The organism is Amycolatopsis sp. NBC_01480 (genome assembly GCF_036227205.1).
Classification (GTDB): Bacteria; Actinomycetota; Actinomycetes; order Mycobacteriales; family Pseudonocardiaceae; genus Amycolatopsis.
Genome location: NZ_CP109442.1, coordinates 8,585,405 through 8,607,691 on the forward strand (window position 1 = coordinate 8,585,405; position 22,287 = coordinate 8,607,691).

The 22,287-nt window shown below is 71.8% G+C and carries 20 protein-coding genes; 7 read left to right on the top strand and 13 right to left on the bottom strand.

The window, feature by feature from the left end:
* Nucleotide 1 precedes the first annotated feature (1 nt).
* Nucleotides 2–1,075 (bottom strand): AAA family ATPase, encoded by a 1,074-nt coding sequence (locus tag OG371_RS40455; RefSeq protein ID WP_329061870.1) that lies wholly within the window; start codon nt 1,073–1,075, stop codon nt 2–4.
* A gap of 151 nt (nt 1,076–1,226) precedes the next feature.
* Nucleotides 1,227–1,772, bottom strand: a complete 546-nt coding sequence (gene mobA / locus OG371_RS40460) for a molybdenum cofactor guanylyltransferase (protein ID WP_329061873.1) — start codon at nt 1,770–1,772, stop codon at nt 1,227–1,229.
* Nucleotides 1,773–1,837: 65 nt separating this feature from the next.
* On the opposite strand from mobA, the gene OG371_RS40465 reads away from it, so the two are divergent.
* The 3 genes from OG371_RS40465 (at nt 1,838) to OG371_RS40475 (ending at nt 3,643) form a co-directional block, all read left to right on the top strand.
* Nucleotides 1,838–2,629 (top strand): GNAT family N-acetyltransferase, encoded by a 792-nt coding sequence (locus tag OG371_RS40465; RefSeq protein ID WP_329061875.1) that lies wholly within the window; start codon nt 1,838–1,840, stop codon nt 2,627–2,629.
* Entirely contained in the window at nt 2,626–3,135 is a 510-nt protein-coding gene (locus tag OG371_RS40470) for a GNAT family N-acetyltransferase (protein WP_329061877.1), read from the top strand. The genes OG371_RS40465 and OG371_RS40470 overlap by 4 nt, the downstream gene beginning before the upstream one ends.
* A gap of 64 nt (nt 3,136–3,199) precedes the next feature.
* Complete coding sequence (locus OG371_RS40475) at nt 3,200–3,643, top strand: helix-turn-helix transcriptional regulator (RefSeq protein WP_329061879.1); 444 nt, start codon at nt 3,200–3,202, stop codon at nt 3,641–3,643.
* Between the two features lie 31 nt (nt 3,644–3,674).
* Here OG371_RS40475 and OG371_RS40480 read toward each other — a convergent pair whose 3' ends face one another.
* The 3 genes from OG371_RS40480 to OG371_RS40490 all read right to left on the bottom strand — a co-directional run bounded on the left by OG371_RS40480 (nt 3,675) and on the right by OG371_RS40490 (nt 6,042).
* Nucleotides 3,675–4,280 (bottom strand): response regulator transcription factor, encoded by a 606-nt coding sequence (locus OG371_RS40480; RefSeq protein ID WP_329061881.1) that lies wholly within the window; start codon nt 4,278–4,280, stop codon nt 3,675–3,677.
* Nucleotides 4,277–5,482: a sensor histidine kinase gene (locus OG371_RS40485; RefSeq protein ID WP_329061883.1), complete on the bottom strand. Its 1,206-nt coding sequence runs from the start codon at nt 5,480–5,482 to the stop codon at nt 4,277–4,279. Before OG371_RS40485 ends, OG371_RS40480 begins: the two co-directional genes overlap by 4 nt.
* Nucleotides 5,483–5,631: 149 nt before the next feature.
* Complete coding sequence (locus tag OG371_RS40490; protein WP_329061885.1) at nt 5,632–6,042, bottom strand: winged helix-turn-helix transcriptional regulator; 411 nt, start codon at nt 6,040–6,042, stop codon at nt 5,632–5,634.
* Between the two features lie 108 nt (nt 6,043–6,150).
* On the opposite strand from OG371_RS40490, the gene OG371_RS40495 reads away from it, so the two are divergent.
* Nucleotides 6,151–6,984 (top strand): enoyl-CoA hydratase/isomerase family protein, encoded by an 834-nt coding sequence (locus OG371_RS40495; protein ID WP_329061887.1) that lies wholly within the window; start codon nt 6,151–6,153, stop codon nt 6,982–6,984.
* Here the strand turns inward: OG371_RS40495 and OG371_RS40500 are convergent, their stop codons facing one another.
* The gene (locus tag OG371_RS40500) at nt 6,985–7,428 is read right to left on the bottom strand and encodes an Lrp/AsnC family transcriptional regulator (protein ID WP_329061889.1); all 444 of its coding nucleotides are present in this window, start codon (nt 7,426–7,428) and stop codon (nt 6,985–6,987) included.
* 153 nt (nt 7,429–7,581) lie between these two features.
* On the opposite strand from OG371_RS40500, the gene OG371_RS40505 reads away from it, so the two are divergent.
* Entirely contained in the window at nt 7,582–8,751 is a 1,170-nt protein-coding gene (locus OG371_RS40505; RefSeq protein WP_329061891.1) for a trans-sulfuration enzyme family protein, read from the top strand.
* Nucleotides 8,752–8,787: 36 nt separating this feature from the next.
* Nucleotides 8,788–10,086 (top strand): amidohydrolase family protein, encoded by a 1,299-nt coding sequence (locus OG371_RS40510; RefSeq protein ID WP_329061893.1) that lies wholly within the window; start codon nt 8,788–8,790, stop codon nt 10,084–10,086.
* Nucleotides 10,087–10,096: 10 nt separating this feature from the next.
* Here the strand turns inward: OG371_RS40510 and OG371_RS40515 are convergent, their stop codons facing one another.
* Nucleotides 10,097–11,446, bottom strand: a complete 1,350-nt coding sequence (locus tag OG371_RS40515) for an NlpC/P60 family protein (protein WP_442876035.1) — start codon at nt 11,444–11,446, stop codon at nt 10,097–10,099.
* Nucleotides 11,447–11,823: 377 nt separating this feature from the next.
* Between OG371_RS40515 and OG371_RS40520 the strand changes: the two genes are divergently transcribed.
* Nucleotides 11,824–14,634 carry an aconitate hydratase gene (locus OG371_RS40520; RefSeq protein ID WP_329061895.1) on the top strand — a complete coding sequence of 937 codons (2,811 nt, stop codon included), beginning with the start codon at nt 11,824–11,826 and terminating at the stop codon, nt 14,632–14,634.
* 72 nt (nt 14,635–14,706) lie between these two features.
* Here OG371_RS40520 and OG371_RS40525 read toward each other — a convergent pair whose 3' ends face one another.
* From OG371_RS40525 to OG371_RS40550, 6 genes are all read right to left on the bottom strand, one after another.
* Nucleotides 14,707–15,297: a dihydrofolate reductase family protein gene (locus OG371_RS40525; RefSeq protein WP_329061897.1), complete on the bottom strand. Its 591-nt coding sequence runs from the start codon at nt 15,295–15,297 to the stop codon at nt 14,707–14,709.
* 56 nt (nt 15,298–15,353) lie between these two features.
* Nucleotides 15,354–16,076 (bottom strand): MgtC/SapB family protein, encoded by a 723-nt coding sequence (locus OG371_RS40530; protein ID WP_329061899.1) that lies wholly within the window; start codon nt 16,074–16,076, stop codon nt 15,354–15,356.
* A gap of 245 nt (nt 16,077–16,321) precedes the next feature.
* Nucleotides 16,322–17,878 carry a phospholipase C gene (locus tag OG371_RS40535; RefSeq protein WP_329073398.1) on the bottom strand — a complete coding sequence of 519 codons (1,557 nt, stop codon included), beginning with the start codon at nt 17,876–17,878 and terminating at the stop codon, nt 16,322–16,324.
* A 75-nt stretch (nt 17,879–17,953) separates the two neighbouring features.
* Nucleotides 17,954–19,114 (bottom strand): Dyp-type peroxidase, encoded by a 1,161-nt coding sequence (locus tag OG371_RS40540; RefSeq protein WP_329061901.1) that lies wholly within the window; start codon nt 19,112–19,114, stop codon nt 17,954–17,956.
* Nucleotides 19,111–20,265, bottom strand: a complete 1,155-nt coding sequence (locus tag OG371_RS40545) for an EfeM/EfeO family lipoprotein (RefSeq protein ID WP_329061903.1) — start codon at nt 20,263–20,265, stop codon at nt 19,111–19,113. Before OG371_RS40545 ends, OG371_RS40540 begins: the two co-directional genes overlap by 4 nt.
* A 165-nt stretch (nt 20,266–20,430) precedes the next feature.
* Entirely contained in the window at nt 20,431–22,083 is a 1,653-nt protein-coding gene (locus tag OG371_RS40550; RefSeq protein ID WP_329073399.1) for an alpha/beta hydrolase, read from the bottom strand.
* Between the last annotated feature and the right edge of the window lie 204 nt (nt 22,084–22,287).

The window sequence follows — 22,287 nt, forward strand, 5'->3', positions numbered from 1 at the left end:
CCTACCTGACGGGCGCGCCGGCGGGGACCGGGGTGCCCGGCCCGTTCCCGCCCTGCGGCCGGGCGGAGACCTGCGGCAACGGCACGGTCTGCAGCACGCGCGTGATGATGTGCTCCACCGGGACGCCGTCGGCCAGCGCGTCGTAGGACAGCACCAGGCGGTGGCGCAGCACGTCCGGCACGACGTCGACCACGTCCTGGGGCAGCACGTAGTCACGGCCGCGGACCAGCGCGAGCGCGCGGGCGGCGGCGATGATGCCGAGGCTCGCGCGCGGCGAAGCGCCGTACGACACCCAGCCGGCGACGTCGGTGAGGCCGTGGTCGGCCGGCGTGCGGGTGGTCAGCACCAGGCGGACCACGTAGTCGACCAGCGCGTGGTGCACGAACACCTGCGCGGCGACGCCCTGCAGCCGGACCAGCTCGCCCGGGCTGAGCACCTCGTGCGGCACCGGCGGCGTGACGCCCATCCGGTAGATGATCTCGCGCTCTTCCTCGGCCGTGGGGTACTCGACCAGGATCTTGAACAGGAACCGGTCGCGCTGGGCCTCGGGCAGCGGGTAGACGCCCTCGTTCTCGATCGGGTTCTGCGTGGCCAGCACCAGGAACGGGTCGGGCATCGGGAAGGTCTGGCCGCCGATCGACACGTGCCGCTCGGCCATCACCTCCAGCATCGCCGACTGCACCTTGGCCGGCGCGCGGTTGATCTCGTCGGCGAGCACGAAGTTCGCCACCACCGGGCCGAGCTCGACGTCGAACACCTCGGCGCCCTGGCGGTAGATGCGGGTGCCGAGGATGTCGGCGGGCACCAGGTCGGGGGTGAACTGCACCCGGGAGAACGAGCCGCCGACCACCCGCGCGAAGGTCTCCACGGCGAGCGTCTTGGCGACGCCGGGCACGCCTTCCAGCAGCAGGTGGCCCTTGGCCAGCAGCCCGACGAGCATGCGCTCCACCAGCCGGTCCTGGCCGACGATGATGCGCTTGACCTCGAACACGGTCCGTTCCAGCAACTGGGCGTCCCGCGCCGGCGTGCCGGGCTGCTGCCCGTTCGCGCCCTCGGCGTAGCCGGGCTCGGTCACTCTGCCTCCTGTGGTTCTGTGCTTGCGGCTCGCCCCGCGACCGTACTGCTTCGCGGGGACCGTCGTTCGCCCGCCACGCTCACCCAGCCGGAACACGACGGTCCGTCCGGTAATGCAACCGCACCAGCGGTATGACAGCTGTGAAGACGCCCTAGCGGTGGCGCTCCAGGTCCGCCGGCGTGTCGATGTCTTCGCTCTCGCCCGGCTCGGCCGGGACGTCCACGAGGGACAGCCCAGCCAGCGACCGGCGCAGCGACGCGTTCTCCGGCGGCTCCGGGATCGCCTGCCTCAACGCCGGCAGGCGCCAGGCACCGAGCAGCCACTGCCGCTCCCCCGCCGCATCGACGAGCACGGCCCCGTCGGCGTCCGCGAGGGCCGCCCGTAAACGGTCCACTGTGGACTTCCGGACTCCGGGCAGGTCGGCGGCCAGCACGACCACGACGCCGTCCCCGGGCACCAGCGCGAGGCCGGCCGCCAGCGCGGCCACCGGGCCGGTGCCGGGCACAGGCTCGCGCGTCCACCGCACCCCCTCGTGACCGGGCCGCTCCGGGCCGACCACCACCACCGGGTCCGCGCCGTCGACGGCGGCCACCGCCCGGGAAAGCAGGGACGAACCGCCCACGACCAGCCCGGGCTTGTCCACACCGGACAGCCGGCGCGCGGCCCCGCCGGCGAGCACGATCCCCGCGTACGGCATTCGCGCCTCCTGCCCCTTCGGAAAACCGCTCCCCTGGCGGACCCGGTCCACGCTAGCGTCCGGGAATGCCCGACGCCGCGCGGCTGCTCGCCGCCTATGAAGAGCAGGTCCGCCACGCCGAGCTGACGATCCCGGAGCCGGGCCTGCGGCTGGACCCGGACGGCCCGGTGGTCCGGGTGACCGGCGGCCGCCGCGGGTTCGTCACCGGGCGGCCGGACCTCGGCGTCACCGGGCCCGAGCTGGACGAACTGATCGCGCGGCAGCGGGACCACTTCGCCGCCCGCGGGGAGACCGTCGAGTGGAAGACGCGTGGCCACGACCGGCCGGCGTCGCTTCCGGAGCGGCTCCTCGCGGCGGGCTTCGAGCCGGAGCCGCCGGAGACGGTCGTGATCGCGGCGGTCGCCGATCTGGGGCTGGACTCCGCGCCGCCGGACGGAGCGCTGGTGCACGAAGTACGCGGTGAGGCGGACCTGCGGCGGATCGCCGCGCTGAGCGCCGAGGTGTTCGGCACCGACGAGGACGTGCTCGCCGCCGACCTGGTCGGCCGCCCGGACGCCGCAACGCACGTGGTCGCCGAGGCGGACGGCCGGTTCGTTTCGGCCGCGCGGCTGGAGTTCGTTCCGGGCACCGAGTTCGCCGGCCTCTGGGGAGGCTGCACACTGCCCGCGTGGCGCGGCCGGGGCCTGTACCGGGCGCTGGTCGCGCACCGCGCCCGGCTGGCCGCGGCCCGCGGCGTCCGGTACTTGCAAGTGGACGCCTCCGAGGACAGCCGCCCGATCCTCGAACGGCTCGGCTTCACGGCCGTCACCACGACCACGCCGCACGTCTGGAGCCCGTCGGCGAAGGCGGTCCGATGAGCCGCACGCCCGAGCCCACCGCAAGGCTCGCGTTCCGCGAAATGACCCCGGACGACCTCGACGACATGGCCGCGCTCCTCGGCGACCGGGACGTGATGCGGCACTACCCGCGCCCCCGGGACCGGGACGAGGCCCTGGCCTGGATCGACTGGAACCAGCGCCTCTACCGGCGCGAGGGGTTCGGGCTCTGGCTGGTCACGCTCCGGGCCACCGGCGAGTTCGCCGGCGACTGCGGCCTGACCCCGCAGGAGATCGACGGGGCCACCGAGATCGAGGTCGGCTACCACTTCCGCACGGACCTGCAGGGCCGCGGCTACGCCACCGAAGCGGCGGCCGCCTGCCGCGACCACGCCCGCGACGTGCTCGGCGCGAGCCGCCTGATCGCGATCATCCGCCCGGACAACACCCCGTCCCGGCGCGTCGCCGAGAAGATCGGCCTCCCCCACGAACGGGATACCGTGTCCCGCTCGGGCCTGCCCGTCTGTGTGCACGCTGCTGCTCTGTGAACGGCACGGCCGGTGAGCCGCGGGTTCCGCTGACTCCAGCCCGTCCGGCAGGCACAATGGCGGCATGAGCCCCGACCTCGACGAGCTGCGACGGCTGCGGCGTGCCCGCGACCGGATGGACCGCGAGTACGCGCAGCCGCTCGACGTGGCCGCGCTCGCCCGGACCGCGCTGATGTCGGCCGGGCACTTCAGCCGCCGCTTCCGCGACGCGTACGGCGAGACGCCGTACTCCTACCTCATGACCCGCCGCATCGAGCGGGCGAAGTCGCTGCTGCGCCGCGGCGACCTGAGCGTGACGGACGTCTGCTTCGCCGTCGGGTGTACGAGCCTGGGCTCGTTCAGCGCTCGCTTCACCGAACTCGTCGGCCAGACACCCAGCTCCTACCGCGCGGGCAACCACGAGGAGCTGCGGGTGCTGCCGGGCTGCCAGGCGATGGTCCTGACCCGGCCCCGGCGGGTGAAAGCCGGGGACAGCTCCGGAGACGCTCCCGCAGTCGCACCCGCCTGACCTGCGCGCCGCGATCAGCAGAAGGCAGGCGTCAGAGCCAGCCGCTCGTTTCCGCGAGCCGGACGGCCTCCGCGCGGGTGCGGGCCTGGGTCTTGCCGATCGCCGACGACAGGTGGTTGCGCACGGTTCCTTCGGACAGCCCGACGGTCCTGGCGATGTCGGCGACTGTGCCGCCCTCCGCCGCGGCGCGGAGCACGTCCGCCTCCCGGTCGGTCAGCGGGCTGGCACCGCTCGCGAGGGATTCGGCCGCGAGGGCGGGATCCACGAACCGCAGTCCGGCGTGGACCCGGCGGATGGCGTTGACCAGCTGTTCGGGGCGGGAGTCCTTGACCACGTAGCCGGCCGCGCCCGCGGACATCGCGCGGGAGAGGTATCCGGGCCGGCTGAAGGTGGTGCAGATGATCACCCGGCAGGACGGCAGGGCGTGGCGAAGTTCGGCGGCCACGGCCAGCCCGTCCCGGCCCGGCATCTGCACGTCGAGCAGCGCGACGTCGGGCGCCGTCCGCTGCGCGGCGGGCAGCACCTCGGTGCCGGTGCCGAGTTCGGCGACCACTTCGAGGTCGGGCTCGAGCCGCAGCATCGACGCCAGCGCACCGCGCACGAGCGCCTGGTCGTCGGCCAGCAGGACGCGGATCATGCGGGCTCCGTTCCGGCGGCCGAGACCGGCTGGGCAGCCGACTGTGGGACCGGGACGCGGGCCAGCACACGGAACCCGCCGCCGGGAGCCCGGCCGTGTTCGAGCACGCCGGACACCGCGTCCAGCCGTTCGGCGAGACCGGTCAGCCCGTGCCCGGCCACGGCTTCGGCCGAGACGGTGCCGTCGTCGGCGATCTCCACCCAGTCGCGGCCGAGCCGGATGCTGCAGCGTCCGGCATCGGAGTGGCGCAGCACGTTCGTGACCGCTTCCCGGACCACGTAACCGAAAACCCCGTGCAGCCCGGGCAGCGCCTCGTCAGCCGTCGCGGGCAATTCGGCCCGCACGCCGGCCGCGCGCAGGGCCATCCGGGCACCGGCGATCTCACTGGTCAGCGAAACCGTGCGGTAGTCCGAGACGGTGGCCCGCACGTCGGAAAGTGCTTGCCGGCACAGGCTTTCCAGCTCGACGACCTCGGTCATGGCCGGACCGGGGTCGCGGCCGGACTCCAGGATCCGCCGGGTCAGCCCGAGCTTGACGGTCATCGTCGAGAGACTGTGCCCGAGGATGTCGTGCAGGTCCCGGGCGACCCGCTCCCGTTCCTGGTCCACGGCCAGGCGGCGGACTTGCGCACGCGCGGCCCGCAGCTGGCCGATCGTGAAGACCAGCGCGAACACGACGCCGAGGGCGGCGGTCACCGCGGCCAGCGTGGCCACCAGCGCCCAGTTCACCCGGCCGCCGGCCAACTGCATCCAGCCGATCTGGGCCAGGGCGGTGGCGAGGCCGAGCAGCAGGGAGTACCGCAGCGGCAACAGCATCAGCCCGGACGCGATGGCGTACGTCAGGTCGGTCAGGTAATCGGGCGAGCCCAGCAGTACGGCCGGCGCCGCCCCGAGTACGAACAACGCGGCCACGATGGCGATCCGCAGCCGGTGCGACGCCGGCGGCCCGAACCACGGCGCCAGCACGCAGCCCACGCCGTAACAGACGACCAGGCCCAGCGACACGCCGGCGAGCACCGGGTCGCGCCCGCCGTCGGCGACGCCGACGAACCGCGCGATCAGGAAGAGCGAGGAGAGATTCGCCAGCGCGACGACCGCGATCGCCCGGCGGCCGCGCCGCCGCTGACCGTCCAGCGGTTCGCCCCGGAAACTCCAGTCCGGCCACGACCGGATGGAGAACTCCTCGGGTTCGTCTTGCACCACCGCGGTGATGCTACGGGAGCGGCCCGGCGATTCGATCATGCGACAAGCGTCCAGGCTGGACGCCTCCCCGTCCCGCCCATCCGTCACTCGACGGGCCCTGACATCCGGCAGGGGTCTCCCCGGTCGCGTCGTGCTGTCCCCGGCGTGCGTCAACCGGCGCGACTGGCCGACGACGGTTCCGCGTGCCGACGGTCGTAGCCCTGCTGGGAATCCTGGATCTCGCCGGTGTGGGCGACCGTCCAGTCGTAGAGCCGGCCGAACGGCTCGCGCAGAGATTCGCCGAGCGGCGTCAGCGAGTACTCGACCCCGACCGGCGAGGTGGGCAGCACGCGGCGCTCGATCATCCCGTTGCGTTCCAGGCGGCGCAGGGTCTGGGTGAGCACCCGCTGGGTCACGCCTTCCAGGCGGCGCTTGATTTCGTTGAAGCGGTGGGGTTTCTCCAGCACGGCCAGCACCATCATCGACCACTTGTCGGCGATCTGGTCGAGGATCGGGCGGCTGGGGCAGTCGGCCCGGTAGACGACGCCGTCGGGGCCGGGATCGGTCCGGGGACTGGCCATCCGCAGTATCCTCCATGATCCTTGCGATGCTTGAAGTGCGTTATTGACGGCGGAGACCCGCCGTCCCAGGCTAGGTATACATCAGGAACCTAGCAATCGGAGCCCTCCATGCCCCACCCCGCCTACGCGACCCTGCGAGTGAGCCGCGAGGCCGGCATCGTCCGCGTCACCCTCGACAACCCGCCGGTCAACGTGCTGGACGTCGCCCTCATGACCGACCTGCGGCACCTGCTGGCGGCGCTGCGGGACGACGATTCGGCGCGGGTGATCGTGTTCGACAGCGCCGACCCGGACTTCTTCATCGCCCACGTGGACATGTCCCTTGTGGACACCCCCGACGCGTTCGACGGGCTGGCGGCCGGCATTCCCCGTGGTGTCAACGTCTTCCAGGCTCTGGGCGAACTGCTGCGGCACCAGCCCCAGGTGACGATCGTCAAGCTGGCCGGCCTGGCGCGAGGCGGCGGGGCGGAGTTCGTCGCGGCGGCGGACATGGCCTTCGCCGCGATCGGCCGCGCCGGCCTCGGCCAGATCGAGGCGCTGATGGGGATCGTCCCCGGAGGTGGCGGCACCCAGTACCTGGCCAACCGCGTCGGCCGCAATCGCGCGCTGGAGGCGGTGCTGGGCGCCGAGCTGTTCGACGCCGAGACCGCCGAACGCCACGGCTGGGTCAACCGCGCCGTCCCCGCCGAAGAGCTCGACGAGGTGGTCGACCGGCTCGCCCGGAACATCGCCGCCCTGCCGGAAGGCGTGGTCGCCGCGGCCAAGCACGCCCTGACCCCGGACGACCTGGCCGCCGGTCTCCAGCGGGAAAACGACGCCTGGGCCGGCCAGTTCGTCCGCCCCGCGGCCGAGAAGCTGATCCGCGGGGGCCTCGCCCACGGCGCCCAGACCCGCGAAGGCGAACGTGATCTCGAAGGCCTGCTCCGCGGCCTGGCCGGTTGATCAGCGAGAGTCGGCTGAGAGCGTCTTCATGGTGACGTAGCTGGTCACGGCGGCCACGCTGGGCAGGCCGGCCAGGCGGTGGGCGTGGAAGTCCTCGTAGGCGGGCAGGTCGGCGACCTCGACGTGGAGCAGGTAGTCGTAGTCGCCGGTGACGTGGTGGCAGTGCACCACCCCGGGCAGCCGGACGACCGCGCGCTCGAACGCGACCACGTCCGCGCGCCCGTGGCGCACCAGCCGGACCCCGGCGAACACCCGCAGGCCGCGGCCGACGGCGGCGGGATCGAGCACGGCCCGGTAGCCCCGGATCACCCCGGTCTCCTCCAGCCGGCGCACCCGGCGCAGGCACGGCGACGGCGACAGGCCGACCCGCGCGGCCAGCTCCGCGTTGCTGATCCGGCCGTCCGCTTCGAGCACGGCCAGGATCGACCGGTCCACCTCGTCCATGAGGCAGATTATTGCGCGCTCCGGCGCTCTAGCACATCGGACGGCCCGGACGGTGACGCTACTTGCTGCCAAAGTTGCGCCGGATCGTTCCGATGGCGGCCGGTGGCCGGGCACTCTGGTGGGGCCGGTGATCCACTCCGGGAAAGGGGAACCATGCCTGGCCGCAGCACGGTCGCCATCCACGCCGATCGGGACGTCGCGCCCAGCCGCGCGGTGGCCCGGCCGATCTACCAGTCGGCGGCCTTCGCGGCCGAGGACGCCGAGGCGTTCGCCCGGGTCGCGGTGGACCGGCGGGGACACGATTTCTACACCCGGTACGGCAATCCGAACCACGCGCAGGTCGCGGCGGTGGTCGCGGAACTGGAGCACACCGAGGCGGCGCTGGTCACCGCGTCCGGGATGGCCGCGCTCACCACCGCCGTGCTGGGCCTGGTGTCGGCCGGCGACCACGTGATCGGGCAGAAGTCCACCTACGGCGGCACGGCGTCGGTGCTGCTGAACCTGTTGCCACGCCTGGGGATTTCGGTCACGCAGGTCGACCAGACCGACCTCGCGGCGTTCGGCCGGGCGCTGACGCCGCGGACCCGGCTGATCCTGCTGGAGTCGCCCAGCAATCCGCTGCTCCAGATCACCGACCTGGCGGCCGTCGCCGGCCTGGCCCGCGCGCACGGCGCGTTGACCATGGCCGACAACACCTTTGCCACCCCGGTGAACCAGCGGCCGGCCGACCTCGGCGTCGACCTGGTCTGGCACAGCGCGACCAAGTACCTCAACGGCCACAGCGACGTTTCGGCCGGAGTGCTGGCCGGATCGGCGGAGCTCCTGGACCGGATCTGGGACGTCGCGCTGCTGACCGGCGCCGTGCTCGGCCCGTTCGACGCCTGGCTGCTGCTCCGCGGCCTGCGCACCCTGCCCCTGCGGATGCCCCGGCACAACGCGAACGGCCAGGCGCTCGCGGAAGCGTTGCAGGATCACCCGGCCGTCGCGAAGGTGCACTACCCCGGTCTCGTCACCCACCCTCAGCACGCGTTGGCAGCCCAGCGGATGAGCGGCTTCGGCGGCGTGCTGGCGGTCGAGCTGGCCGCCGGTTTCGAGGCGGCGGAAGCGTTTCTGGGCCGCCTGCACTACGCCCGCCGGTCGGCCAGCCTCGGCGGTGTCGAATCGCTGGCCGTGCACCCGGCGTCCATGTGGCGCGGAATGCTCAGCGAGCGGCAGATCGCCGAATCCGGCGTGCCGCTCGGCCTGGTCCGGCTGGCCGCCGGCACCGAGGACACCGAAGACCTGGTCGCCGACGTGCTCGCCGCGGCCGACTCCCTGAACTGACCGAGCCCTGAACTGACCGAGAAAGGCGTTCACCCGATGAAAACCCTGATCACCGGCGGCACGATCCTCAGCCTGGACCCGGCCGTCGGCGATTTCGCCCGCGGCGACGTGCTGATCCGCGACGGCATCATCGAAGCCGTCGCGGAACGGATCGACGCGCCGGACGCCGACGTGATCGACGGGACCGCGCGGATCGTGCTGCCCGGCTTCGTCGACAACCACCGCCACTCCTGGCAGACGGCGTTCCGCGGCATCGGCGCCGACTGGACGTTCGACGACTACGTGACGGCGATGCACGGCACGTTCAAGCCGCACTACCGGCCCGAGGACGTCTACCTCGGGAACCTGCTCGGCCGGCTGGAGGCCCTGCACTCCGGCGTGACCACCATGCTGGACTGGTGCCACGCCGGGCAGCGCCCCGAGCACGCCGACGCCGCGCTGGCCGGTCTCCGGGACGCGCCGGGGCGGTCGATCTTCTGCTACGGCGCGGGTTACCGGACCGCCGACCGGATCGAAGCCGAGCTCCGCCGCGTGCGATCCGGGGTCACCGATAGCGGCCTGGTCACCATGGCGCTGGGACTGCGCGGCCCGGGCGAGGTCACCATGGACACCGTCGCCGGGGACCTGAAGCTGGCGGCCGAACTCGGGCTGCGGACCAGCATGCACGTGATCGGCGGGCCCGCCGGCCGGCCGGTCGCCGAGCTCCGGGCGCACGGGCTGCTGTCGGACACCACGACTTTCGTGCACGCCAACGGGCTCGGCGACGACGAGCTGCGGATGCTGGCCGACGCGGGCAGCTCCGTGTCGATCAGCCCGGACGTCGAGGCGAAGATGGGCTTCGGCTGGCCGGAGACCGGCCGGGTGCTGGCGGCCGGCCTGCGCCCGACGCTGTCCGCCGACGACTGCCCGTCCGCCGCCGGCGACCTGTTCGCCGCGATGCGCACCGCCTTCGCCGTGCAGCGCGGGCTCGACGGCAGCCTGAATTCCCGGGACCTGCTGGACTTCGTGACGGTCGACGCGGCCCAGTCGTGCGGTCTCGGTGCCCGCACGGGAAGCCTCACTCCCGGCAAGGACGCGGACGTGATCCTGCTCCGCGCCGACGACCCGACCGTCTTCCCGGTCACCGACGCCGCCGGCACCGTCGTCACGGCCGGCCACCCCGGGCTGGTCGACACGGTTCTCGTGGCCGGTCAGGTGGTCAAGCGGGACGGCCGCCTGCTCGGCGTCGACCTGCCCGCGCTCCAGGCGCGGCTGCTGGCCTCACGCGACCGGATCGCCGCGGCCGCCGGTGTTCCGCTCGACGGCAGCTGGCGCCCCGGGCCGAGTCGCGGCTGATGCCGCGCGGTCAGCCGATCAGCCGGGTCGCGTACGGCATGATGCCGCCGTAGCGGACGGAGGTCACGCGGACGTACGAGCCGGACTGCGGGGCCTCCACCATCTGCCCGCCGCCGAGGTACAGGGCGACGTGGTGGATGCCGCCGGGGCCGCCGTAGAAGAGCATGTCGCCGCGGCGCATCTGGGACAGCGGCACGCGGCGGCCGGACGTGTACTGGTAGCCGCTGTAGTGCGAGAGGGACTGCACTCCGGCGAAGGCGTAGATCATCAGGCCCGAGCAGTCGAAGCCGATCTTGCGGTAGTCGCCGTACATGTCGGCCACGCCGCCGTCGCGGATGCCGCGGGTCGGGCCGCTCGCGTTGCCGCCGCCCCAGGCGTACGGCAGGCCCACCTGGGCCAGCGCCCGCGCGATCACCGCTTCGATCGAGGAGCCCGCCGCGGGGGAAGGACGGCTGCCGCCGGACGGGCCGTCGTTGCCGCCGCCGCTGTGGCTGGCGGCCAGCGCCGCCTGACGGGCGCGTTCCTCGTCCTCACGCTGCTTCTGCGCGACCCAGTCCTGGTACCGCTGCCGCTGGCCCTGCAGGCCGTTGACCTTCGACTGCGCGGCGTAGAGCTGCTGCTCCACAGAGGACTTGTTCGCCTCCAGCTGCGTGTTCTGGGCGGCCTGTGCCTGCTGCGCCTCGACGGCGGCGGACTGCGCCGCGTCCGCGCCGCTCTTGGCCTGCCGCGCGGCCGCTTGCTTCTGCTGCGCGACGTCGAGGGCCTTGCGCGCGGCGGAGTCCTTGTTGGACTTGTCCGTCTGCGCCTGCTGCAGCCGGTCCAGCGCGTTCAGCCGCGAGCCGCCGATGGAGTCCAGCAGCTGGGCGCGCGCCAGCAGGTCCTGCGGGCTCTGGGCGGTGAGGTACGCGGAGATCGAGCCGATCGTGCTGCCCTGCTCGAAGCTCGCCGCGGCGAACTTCTTCAGATCCTCGCGGGCCTTTTCGATGGCGGCCGCGGCCGTGTCGGCCTGCGTGCGCGCGGACTGGGCGTCCTGCTCCGCCTGCGTGGCCGCGTCCTGCGCCGTCTGCAGGTCGACCAGCGCCTTGTTGGCCTGCTCCTGCTTCAGCTCGAGGTCGTCCTGCAGCGAGCTGAGCTTCCCCTCCGCCTGCGCGAGCTGGTTGGTCAGCCGGCCGACTTCGCCGGCCTTCTCGTTCGCCGCCGCCTTCGAGGAGTTCAGGTCCGAGTCGCTCGGGTTCGGCGGGGGCGGCGGTACCGCCAGACCGGTGCCGGTCGCGCCGAACAGCACCACCAGGGCGAACGTGCCGACGGTCAGGCCGCGCCGCACTCCGGGCCGGGCACCGCGTGCACTCCGGATCGCCACGACCCGCCACCTCCGTTCACAGGGACAACGCCCACCAGGCAAAACTCCGCAGCGTGCACACCGCATGCCACTGCAGTCACACCACTATCACAAGCCTCAGGCGGAACTCACACACCGTAGGTATCAATTCCCCTCATCGGGGGACCCCCGCGGCGCGGCGTGTCCGAATGGCCCAGCTCACTGCGCGTGTCGTCTTGAAGTTAATACAGGACACGCGTACTGTTTGGAGCGACGGACGAGGTGTGCCATCCCGATTCCGGTCCTACGGTGGGGGTGCGCAAGACTCGGTCGTGGTCGGCCCGACGACCCCACAACACACCGAACTGACCCGGGACCCCGGCCCGCGAGGGCGGGGGTCCACGCCACTGGAGTTAGACGTGACTGCACCTGCCAGCAAGGACAGCTTCGGCGCCAAAGACACGCTGAAGGTGGGAGACGCCTCGTACGAGGTCTTCCGCCTCAACAAGGTCGAGGGCTCCGAGCGCCTGCCCTACAGCCTGAAGATCCTGCTCGAGAACCTGCTGCGCACCGAGGACGGCTCGAACATCACCGCCGACCACATCCGCGCGCTCGGCAGCTGGGACCCCAGCGCCGACCCGTCGATCGAGATCCAGTTCACGCCCGCCCGCGTGATCATGCAGGACTTCACCGGCGTGCCGTGCGTCGTGGACCTCGCCACCATGCGCGAGGCCGTCACCGATCTCGGCGGCGACCCCGACAAGGTCAACCCGCTGGCGCCCGCCGAGCTGGTGATCGACCACTCCGTGATCATCGACGTGTTCGGCCGCGCCGACGCCTTCGAGCGCAACGTCGAGATCGAGTACGAGCGCAACCGCGAGCGCTACCAGTTCCTGCGCTGGGGCCAGGGCGCGTTCGACGAGTTCAAGGTCGTCCCGCCGGGCACCGGCATCGTGCACCAGGTCAACATCGAGCACCTCGCGCGCACGGTGATGTCCCGCAACGGGCAGGCCTACCCCGACTCCTGCGTCGGCACCGACTCGCACACCACCATGGTCAACGGCCTGGGCGTGCTGGGCTGGGGCGTCGGCGGCATCGAGGCCGAGGCGGCCATGCTGGGCCAGCCCGTGTCGATGCTGATCCCGCGCGTGGTCGGCTTCAAGCTGACCGGCGAGATCCCGACCGGCGTCACCGCGACCGACGTCGTGCTGACCATCACCGAGATGCTGCGCAAGCACGGCGTGGTCTCGAAGTTCGTCGAGTTCTACGGCGACGGCGTGGCCTCGGTGCCGCTGGCCAACCGCGCCACCATCGGCAACATGAGCCCGGAGTTCGGCTCCACCGCGGCGATCTTCCCGATCGACGAGGAGACCGTCCGCTACCTGAAGCTCACCGGCCGCTCGGCCGAGCAGGTCGCGCTGGTCGAGGCCTACGCCAAGGAGCAGGGCCTCTGGCATGACGCCGCGCACGAGCCGGCCTACTCGGAGTACATCGAGCTGGACCTGTCCACGGTCGTCCCGTCGATCGCCGGCCCGAAGCGCCCGCAGGACCGCATCGAGCTGTCCGACGCGAAGTCCTCGTTCCGCAAGTCGGTGCACGACTACGTGGACGACGACCAGCGCACCCCGCACACCAAGCTCGACGAGGCCGTCGAGGAGTCCTTCCCGGCCAGCGACCCGGCCTCGCTCTCGTTCAAGGACGAGGACGCGGTCGACATCCAGTCCGCCGCGAACGGCGCGTCCGGCCGCCCGTCCAAGCCGGTCACGGTGAAGACGAGCGACCGCGGCGAGTTCGTGCTGGACCACGGCGCCGTGGTGATCGCCTCGATCACCTCCTGCACCAACACCTCGAACCCGTCGGTGATGCTCGGTGCCGCGCTGCTGGCGCGCAACGCCGTCGACAAGGGCCTGACGGTGAAGCCGTGGGTCAAGACCTCGATGGCGCCGGGCTCGCAGGTCGTCACCGACTACTACACCAAGGCCGGCCTGTGGCCGTACCTGGAGAAGCTGGGCTACCACCTGGTCGGCTACGGCTGCACCACCTGCATCGGCAACTCGGGCCCGCTCTCGGACGAGATCTCCGCGGCGATCCAGGAGAACGACCTCACCGCCGTTTCGGTGCTCTCGGGCAACCGCAACTTCGAGGGCCGGATCAACCCGGACGTCAAGATGAACTACCTGGCCTCGCCGCCGCTGGTCATCGCGTACGCCCTGGCCGGCACCATGGACTTCGACTTCGAGCACCAGCCGCTGGGCCAGGACACCGACGGCAACGACGTGTTCCTGAAGGACATCTGGCCGACCCCGCAGGAGATCCAGGAGACCATCGACTCCTCGATCACGCAGGAGATGTTCACCAAGGACTACGCGGACGTGTTCGACGGCGGCGAGCGCTGGAAGGCGCTGCCGACCCCGGAGGGCAAGACCTTCGAGTGGGAAGCCGAGTCCACCTACGTGCGCAAGCCCCCGTACTTCGAGGGCATGCAGGCCGAGCCGGCGCCGGTCGCCGACATTTCCGGCGCGCGCGTGCTGGCGAAGCTGGGCGACTCGGTCACCACCGACCACATCTCCCCCGCCGGCGCGATCAAGGCCGACACCCCGGCCGGGCAGTACCTCACCGAGCACGGCATCGGCCGGAAGGACTTCAACTCCTACGGCTCGCGCCGCGGCAACCACGAGGTGATGATCCGCGGCACCTTCGCCAACATCCGGCTGCGCAACCAGCTGCTGGACGACGTGCAGGGCGGCTACACCCGCGACTTCACGCAGGAGGACGCCCCGCAGGCGTTCATCTACGACGCGGCGCAAAATTATGCTGCGGCGGGCACCCCGCTGGTCGTGCTGGGCGGCAAGGAGTACGGCTCCGGCTCGTCCCGTGACTGGGCGGCCAAGGGCACCTCGCTGCTGGGCGTGCGCGCGGTGATCACCGAGTCGTTCGAGCGGATCCACCGGTCGAACCTGATCGGCATGGGCGTCATCCCGCTGCAGTTCCCGGCCGGCGAGTCGGCCGCGTCGCTGAAGCTGGACGGCACCGAGACGTTCGACATCGCCGGCATCACCAAGCTGAACGACGGCGAGACCCCGCGCACCGTGCACGTCACCGCCACCAAGCAGGACGGCACGAAGGTGGAGTTCGAGGCGGACGTCCGGATCGACACCCCGGGCGAGGCCGACTACTACCGCAACGGCGGCATCCTGCAGTACGTGCTGCGCAAGATGACCCGCAGCTGATTTCCGTTACACCACAAGCGAAGGCCGTCCCGGTTCTCCCGGGGCGGCCTTCGCCGTTGTCGGATGCCCGGCTCAGGCGGGCCGGTACCGCAGCTCGACGGCCCGCAGCGGATCACCGTCGTGGATCCGCTCCCACCGCACCGGGTCGATCCCCGGCGCGTCGAACAGCCGCACCCCGGAGCCGAGCATGACCGGCGCCAGGTGGACGTGGAACTCGTCGACCAGGCCCCGCTCCACGCACTGCCGGGCGATGTCCTGGCTGTGGATCTCCAGGTCCTTGCCCGCCGCCGCGACCAGCCCGATCGCCACCGCCTCGGCCACGTCGCAGTCGAGGAACGTCATGCCGGGGTCCGGGATCGCGTCCCCGGGATGGTGGGTCAGCACGAACACCGGCCCGCTCCACGCGCCGCCGTACGGCTGCCGGCTCGCCTCGCCCGGATGCCGCGCGGCGATCGCGTCGTAACCGCGGCGGCCGCCCAGCACCGCCCCGAGACTGCCGATCGCCTCCTCGTGGCAGCCCGGGCGCACCGTCGTCCCGCCCGCCCAGTCCAGCGAATGCCCGGGCCCGGCCGCGAACCCGTCCAGCGACATCATCAGGTGCCAGCGCACCTTTCCTTTTGCGGTACTGCCCTTTGTGGTGCTGCCTTTTGCGGTGCTGCTCATCGGAGCCTCCCGTGGTTTCGCGTCTTGCCCGGGTAGACCGGGCCGGGCGCGGAAACTCATCGGTGCGCGGGAAACCCCGCGGCCACATCCCAGCGCACGCGGGAGACCGAAGGCTCCAGCGAAAGCCGCGAGACGGCCGACTCCATCTGGGCGTCGTCACGCTGGTCGCCCGCGAGTTCGGCGCGGACCTCGACCGTGCCGTCGGCCGGGCGGTCGACGCTCTCCACCGAAAGCAGGCGGAAGTCCGTGCGGGTCAAGGCTTGCACGAGAAGGGCGCGCACGTGGGCTTCGTCTGCGTCGCGGGTGACGGCCTCGAAGGAGTAGCGCGCCGGAGTCTCGTCACCGGTCTCCGGACGCCGGTCGACGATCCGGCCCAGAGCCCGCAGCAGCACGTTCACCGCGACGACCACGGCGGTCCCGGCCACCGCCACCCGGTACAGCCCGGCCCCCGCCAGCGAGCCGACCGCGGCGGCGCACCACAGCGTCGCCGCGGTGTTGAGGCCGCGGACGTTCAGGCCGTCGCGCAGGATCACGCCGGCGCCGAGGAACCCGATGCCGGACACGATCTGCGCGGCCACTCGCGTCGGGTCGGCGTTCCCGGTGCCGGACAGGCCGCCGAAGCCGTGGGCGGACAGCAGGACGAACAGCGTGGCCCCGACGGCGACCAGCGCGTTGGTGCGCAGGCCCGCCATCCGGGCGCGGTACTGGCGCTCGAACCCGATGACGGCACCCAGCCCGACACCCGTGCCGACGCGCAGCAGCATTTCGAAAGTGGTCATGATCCGGCTCTTTTCCGGCGTGCGCACACAGCCAGACAGGGGCGCGCCGGAGCCGCCCCGCGCTGGATCAGCGCCCGCGAGACCCGCGGGTGAGGGCGATTCCGGTCCGCACAGGACTGTCTTCCGGCATGTGCCGCTCACCTCGCTTCCGTGCTCGTGGACTGATCAACTCGGTCACTGTACGCGCCGGCCCCCGCTTCGGCCGAGGGCCTTGTGACCACCGCCTCGTCTTCCGTCAGCCCTGGTCAGGGGACGACAGCGCCGGTTTTCGGGTCCAGCTTCAGGGTTTTCGCCTTCGGGGACGAGAAGTCGAACATCCCGGTCAACGGCGCGGCGAGCGCGTCGTAGGAGCTGTCGCCGATGCGGCCGAGGTGCCAGTTGTCCTCGATGAACCGGAGCACCGAGGTCTGGTCGGTCATCGTGTGGTCGACCCGGTTGACCTTGCTGTACGGCGAGATCACCAGCAGCGGCAGGCGCGGGCCGTAGCCGCAGCGGTCGGCGTAGCCGCCCAGCTTCACCGGGTGTGAGGTGCAGATCGGCGAGTCCTGCGCGGCGTCGTGCGAGCCGTTCACGATCTTCGGGGCCTGGTGGTCGTACCAGCCGTCGGAGTCGTCGTAGGCGAGCACGATCGCGGTGTCGCGCCAGTGCGGCGAGGCCTGGATCTTGTTCACCTCGGCGGCCACGAACGCCTGCTCGTCCAGCGGGTCCGAGTAACCGGCGTGACCGTCCTGATAGGACGGTGCCTTGAGGAAGCTGACCGCCGGCATGGTGCCCGCGCCGAGGGCGTCGTTGAAATCGCTCACGTCGTACTGGTGGTTGGCCTGGTCGGTCTGGCCGACCGCGTGCAGCGAGCTGGGCGGCAGGTGCTTCGGGTTGGCCGTGGACCGGTAGTACTGGAACGGCTCGTGGTGCGGGCTGTAGTCCACCGACGCCTGGCCGCCGACGTTCGGGTGCTGGGTGCCGCAGACCGCGTACCCGTTGGCGGCACCGGTCGGCTTGAAGCCGCCTTCGAACCAGCCCCAGGTGACGTTGCGGGCGTTGAGCAGGTCGCCGACGTTGCGGCCCTGCAATGCCCCGAGGTTGTCGGTGGCGGTGTGGTTGTTGTCGGAGCAGTCGTCGAACGCCGGGTCCGGGTCGGTGATCATGGTGCCGACGCCCTGGGCGTCCGGCGAGGCGGCCGTCTTCGGGTCCACCTTGGGCTCGCCGGTGACCGAGTCCACCGGCTGGAGGCCGTGGGTCTGGCCGGAGACCAGGTTGACCGCGCCGGGGCTGGACGGGCCGAAGACCGCGTCGAACGAGTTGTCGTTCAGCGCGTAGTGCTGGGCGTAGTTCCACATCGCGGTGACGGTGTTGCCGTCGAAGTAGTCCATCACCAGGCCGGGCTCGCCGAACAGCACCGGCTGCCCGGTGCATTTGTCCTTCTCGGTGTGCTCGACGAACTTGTCCATCTTCCCGCCGTTGAAGGCGGCCTGCTCCTTGTTGTAGTCGTGCGCCTGGTCGCAGGTCAGCGCCTGGTCCGGGCTGAGCCGCTTGGGGTTGTACGCGTTGGGGTTGTCGGTCAGGAGCTTCGGTGTCAGCCCGTTCACCGCCGGGGTGCCGGGCGCGGGCCGGAACGGCGTGCCGTTTTCGTTGGTGGCCTTCGGATAGGTGCCGAAGTAGTGGTCGAACGAGATGTTCTCGCCGAAGATCACCACCACGTGCTTGATCGGCGTCGCGGTGGCGAAGCCCGCCGCGTCCACCGCGTGCCCGGGCACCGGTGCCGCCTCACTGCTCGCGCACGCCGACGCCAGCAGCGCGGCCATGGCCAGCGCGCCCGCGGCGAGCGCCGTCCTCCTCCTGCTCCTGCCCACAACCTGCCCCTTTCCGCCCAGTGGTGCCTAACCCAGTAACGCCCGGCCGAAGTGGTCGGCCGGGCCGGTCACGCCGGGCAGCAGGTAGAAGTACCCGCCCCCGAACGGTGAGACGTAATCGGTGAGCGGCTCGCCGGCGAGCCGCTGCTGCACGGTCTCGAACTGGCGCTCGAGGTCGCGCTGGTAACAGGTGAACACCAGCCCCATGTCGAGGTTGCCGTTCGAGTCCACACCACGGTCGTAGTTCACCGCGCGCCGCAGGATCCGCTCGCCGTCGGTCTGCGGCGTGCGCGGGTTGGCGCGGCGGATGTGGCTGGTCAGCGGGATCACGGTGCCCACGGGGTCCTGGCCGTAACGCGGCTCGTCGGACTCCCGGTCGCCGTCGAGCGGGGCGCCGGTGTCGCGCCGGCGGCCGATCATGTTCTCCCGCTCGGAAAGCGAGACGCGGTCCCAGAACTCGACCAGCATCCGGATCAGCCGGATCACCTGGTAGCTGCCGCCCTCGTCCGTCCACACCAGACTGTCCAAGGCGGGCGGCTCCGGGTTGGCCGTGCCGTCCTTGAAGCCCAGCAGGTTGCGCGGTGTGCCCGACGGACGCGGGGGTGCGGTGAAGCCGTCGATCTTCCAGCGCAGCTGCATCCCGCCGCGGGTGGCGCGAGTGAGGTCACGCAGGGCGTGCAGCACGGTGTCCGGCTCCTCGGCGCTGAGGGTGAGACTCAGGTCGCCGTGGCACCAGGCCGGGTCGAGCGCGTCGTCTGGGAACATGGTCATCGGCTTGAGCTTCGCGGGTTTGCGCGACGCGAGGCCGTAACGGCCGTCGAACAGAGACGAGCCCGCGCCGAGCAGCACTGAAAGCTCTCCCGGCGGCACCTCGGGCCCGAGCACACCGGAGTCGGCGGGCGGGCCGGTGATGCCGACCGCGGCGGGCGCTCCCCCGCGGGTCAGGAACCGGGCCCGGTCGGTCAGCTCGTGGAACAGGCCGGTCAGCTCGGCCCGGTCCTGCGCGACGACGTCGAAGGCCGCGACGATCGTGTGCCGCGGCGGGTCCGAGAGGATCGCCTCCTGCCGCCGGCCGTAAAACGGGGTGCCGCTGGAGCTCGCCGCCGCGCTGCCGGCCATCCCGGCCAGGCCCGCACCGGCGCCCGCGGCCGCCGCCCCGCGCAGGAACGCGCGCCGCCCGAGCGTCACGAGACCCTCCGCGGCTCGGCGATCGCGGCGATCGGCGCCAGGCGCTCGGTGAGTTCCGAGACGTCGGCGTTGACGCGTTCGCGTTGTGGCTGCGCCAGTTCCGCCAGCGAGCTGCCCTCGACGGCCTTGAGGTCGCGCTCGGTCCGGTCGAGCCAGGCGTCGAGGTCCTTCAGACCCGGGAAGCGGGTGGCCAGCAGCGGCCGGAGCACGTCGAGCACGGCGCGGGTGCCGGTGACGTTCGCGCCGGCGGTGGCCAGGCTGCTGCCGCTGCCGTAGTCGGTGCGGCCGGTCAGCTCGGCCTGCAGGGTGTTCTCCATGATCTCGTGCGCGCGCAGGCCGAGGTCGTTCTGGTCGATCTGGGCGTCGGCGAACGCGGTCTTGAGAGCTGACACGTCGGCGTCCAACTGGTCGGCGACCGGGGCCAGGCTGCCGAGGCTTTCGTTGTGCCACAAGCCGTTCTCGAGCCGGTGGAAGCCGGTGAAGCCCGGGTCCGCCGCGCCGCCGGGCAGGCCGTCGGTGGTGCCGTTGATGGCGCCGTCGGAGTCGCCGAACGCGTCGTAAGCGGCGCCGAGGCGCTCGTAGGTCAGGTGCGCGGTGAGCCAGTCGCGCCGGCTCGACTCCCGGTTTCCACTGTGGACGGACCGCTTGAGCGCGGCGGTCTGGCCGGCCAGCGTGCCGAGCCCGTCGGCGACGTAGGCGTGGTACTGCTTGAGCGGGCCGAGCAGGTCGGCGTTCGTCACGGGCACCACCGCGGAGCCCGGCCGGTCCGCGCCGCCGGTGACCTGCACCGTCGCGCCGACGAACGGGGTGCCGTCGTCGGGGATGCAGCGCAGCGCGTAGCCGCCGTTGCCGAGGTTGACCGGGAGCGCGCGCGTGGTGCCGGCCCCGACGCCGTCCAGCTCGCCGAACACCGTGCCGGTGGCGGGGTCGATCACCTCGACCTCCACGGTGACCGCGGCGTTGTTGCGCACCTGCAGCGTCTGCGAGCCGGGCCGCGGCGCGGTCCAGCCGTTGCCGCACACGGACCGCGACACCTCGATCGGGGCGGCCGCGCCGGTCTCGTCCCCCGGCATCAGTGACACGGCCACGGTGGCGCCCACCACCACGACCAAGAACCCGGCAGCACCCAGCAGGACCACCGAGCGCCGCACGTCAACTCCCCTCCGGTGAACTTCTGGCGGCTACTTTGACGGCTTGGTGTCCGGGTGACAAGAGGCTCGTCCCGTTATGCCCGATTTTCCGCCGAAACTAGCTCGGCGCAGAGACGCGAAACCGGGCCGCCCGCTCGGTCGCGGACGGCCCGGTTCGTGCCGCGCTCAGCCCTGGGCGGTCGCCGGGGTCTCGAACGGCTGCGTATCGGGCTGGAAGACCTGGCCTTCGGCAGGCACCTTGAGGTCGGTCAGGTAGTCGCCCGCGGCCTGCTCCACGGTGCGGGAGTTGCCCAGGATGCAGTGGCCGAAGGAGTCGACCGAGAGCAGCCGGGAGTTGCCCAGCTCGGCGGCCATGCGCTTGCCGAACGCGTACTGCGTGGCCGGGTCGTAGAAGTTGCTGATCACGAGCACGGGGACGTCGGTGTTCGCGTGCCACGGGCCCGAGTACCGGTCCGACTTCTTCGCCGACGGCCAGACCGGGCACGCGGCGATGTCGGAGAACACCTGGTAGCGCCCGAAAGTCGGCGACTGCCGGTCCGCCTTCCCGGCGATCCCGGGCACCTGGGACTGGCTGATCCGCATCGGCTTGTCCGCGCAGTTCACGCCGAAGTAGGAGTCGTCACCGGTGTACGGGCTGTCCGGGGCGAGATCGGCCGTGCCGGCGCTGTCGACGAGGCCGTTCTTGGCCGTGCCGAACGTCTTCAGCCCGTGCGACGCCAGGCCCTGCTGCTGTCCGGCCGGCGGGTGGATGGCGTCGTACAGCGTCTGCAGGTCGGCGGCCAGGTTGGCGAACCCGGCCGGCGAGTACAGCGTGCCCGAGACCGTGCCGGTGAAGCTGTTGATGTCCACGGCCGGGACGCCGGGCAGCTGGATGGTGTGCTGGTCGCGGAGGTAGTTCCGCAGCTCGTCGAACTTGGCGCGCGGGTCGCCGGAGCTGAACGCGCACTTTTCGCCGGCCTGGTCGCAGCGCTTGAGGAAGGCGTCGAGCGAGATCTCGAAGCCCTGCGCGCGCTGGAGGTCGTAGGTGACGCCGTCGGTGGTCCGCAGCTGGGGGTCGACGTTGCCGTCGATAACGATCGCGCGGGTCTGCTTAGGGAACATCGCGGCGTACGTCGAGCCGATCAGTGTGCCGTAGGAGAAGCCGACGTAGGTCAGCTTCTGGTCGCCGACGGCGGCGCGGAGCTGGTCCAGGTCGCGCACCACGTCCTTGGTGGACATGTGGTTCAGCAGTGCGCCCGCGTTGTTCTTGCAGAACTGGCCGTAGTCCTTGTACGCCGCGAGCGTCGTGGAGATCTCGCTGCGCGACAGCGGAACCAGCGTGGTCGAGCCGAGCACCTCGTTGGCGTCTTCCGCGGTGGTGAAGCAGCGCAGCGGATTGCTGTCGCCGACCCCGCGCGGGTCGAACCCGATCAGGTCGAACCGGTCCAGCACCGAGCCCGGGAAGTAGGCGGCCCCGGCCAGCGGCATCCGCAGCCCGGACCCGCCCGGCCCGCCGGGATTGAGGAACAACGACCCGATCCGCTGCGCGGGCACCTTCGCCGCGCGCTTGAGCAGGGCGATGTCGATGGTCCCCAGCGCCGCGTCGTCATGGTCGATCGGCACCCGGTAGCGGGCACAGCTGTACAGCTTCAGCTCGTCGGCGGGCACCCCGGCCAACGTCCCCTTGGGGCAAGCGCCCCAGGAAACCCCGGCCACTGCCCCGACCTGCGCCGCTTGAACTCCGGCCGTTGCCGTGTCCGCCCCGGCCGCTGCCGCGGAGCCCGCGCCCGCGAGCGCCACCCCCGCGCCGAGCGCGACCACCAGCGCGGCCGCCCGCACTCTTCTGGATCCCCGCACGCCCTCACACCCTCCCGTTTCACGTCCGCACCCACGCGGGCACGGTCCGTCAGCACGGGCGAGACTCGCACAACCGGTCAAACCGGGGCACCGGCCGAAAGGAGGAGATCACGACACAAAAAGGCCTTGCCCAAGACAACCTCCGGCCACCACGGCCGGGCGCTCCTCAGGAGGCCGGCCAAGCCC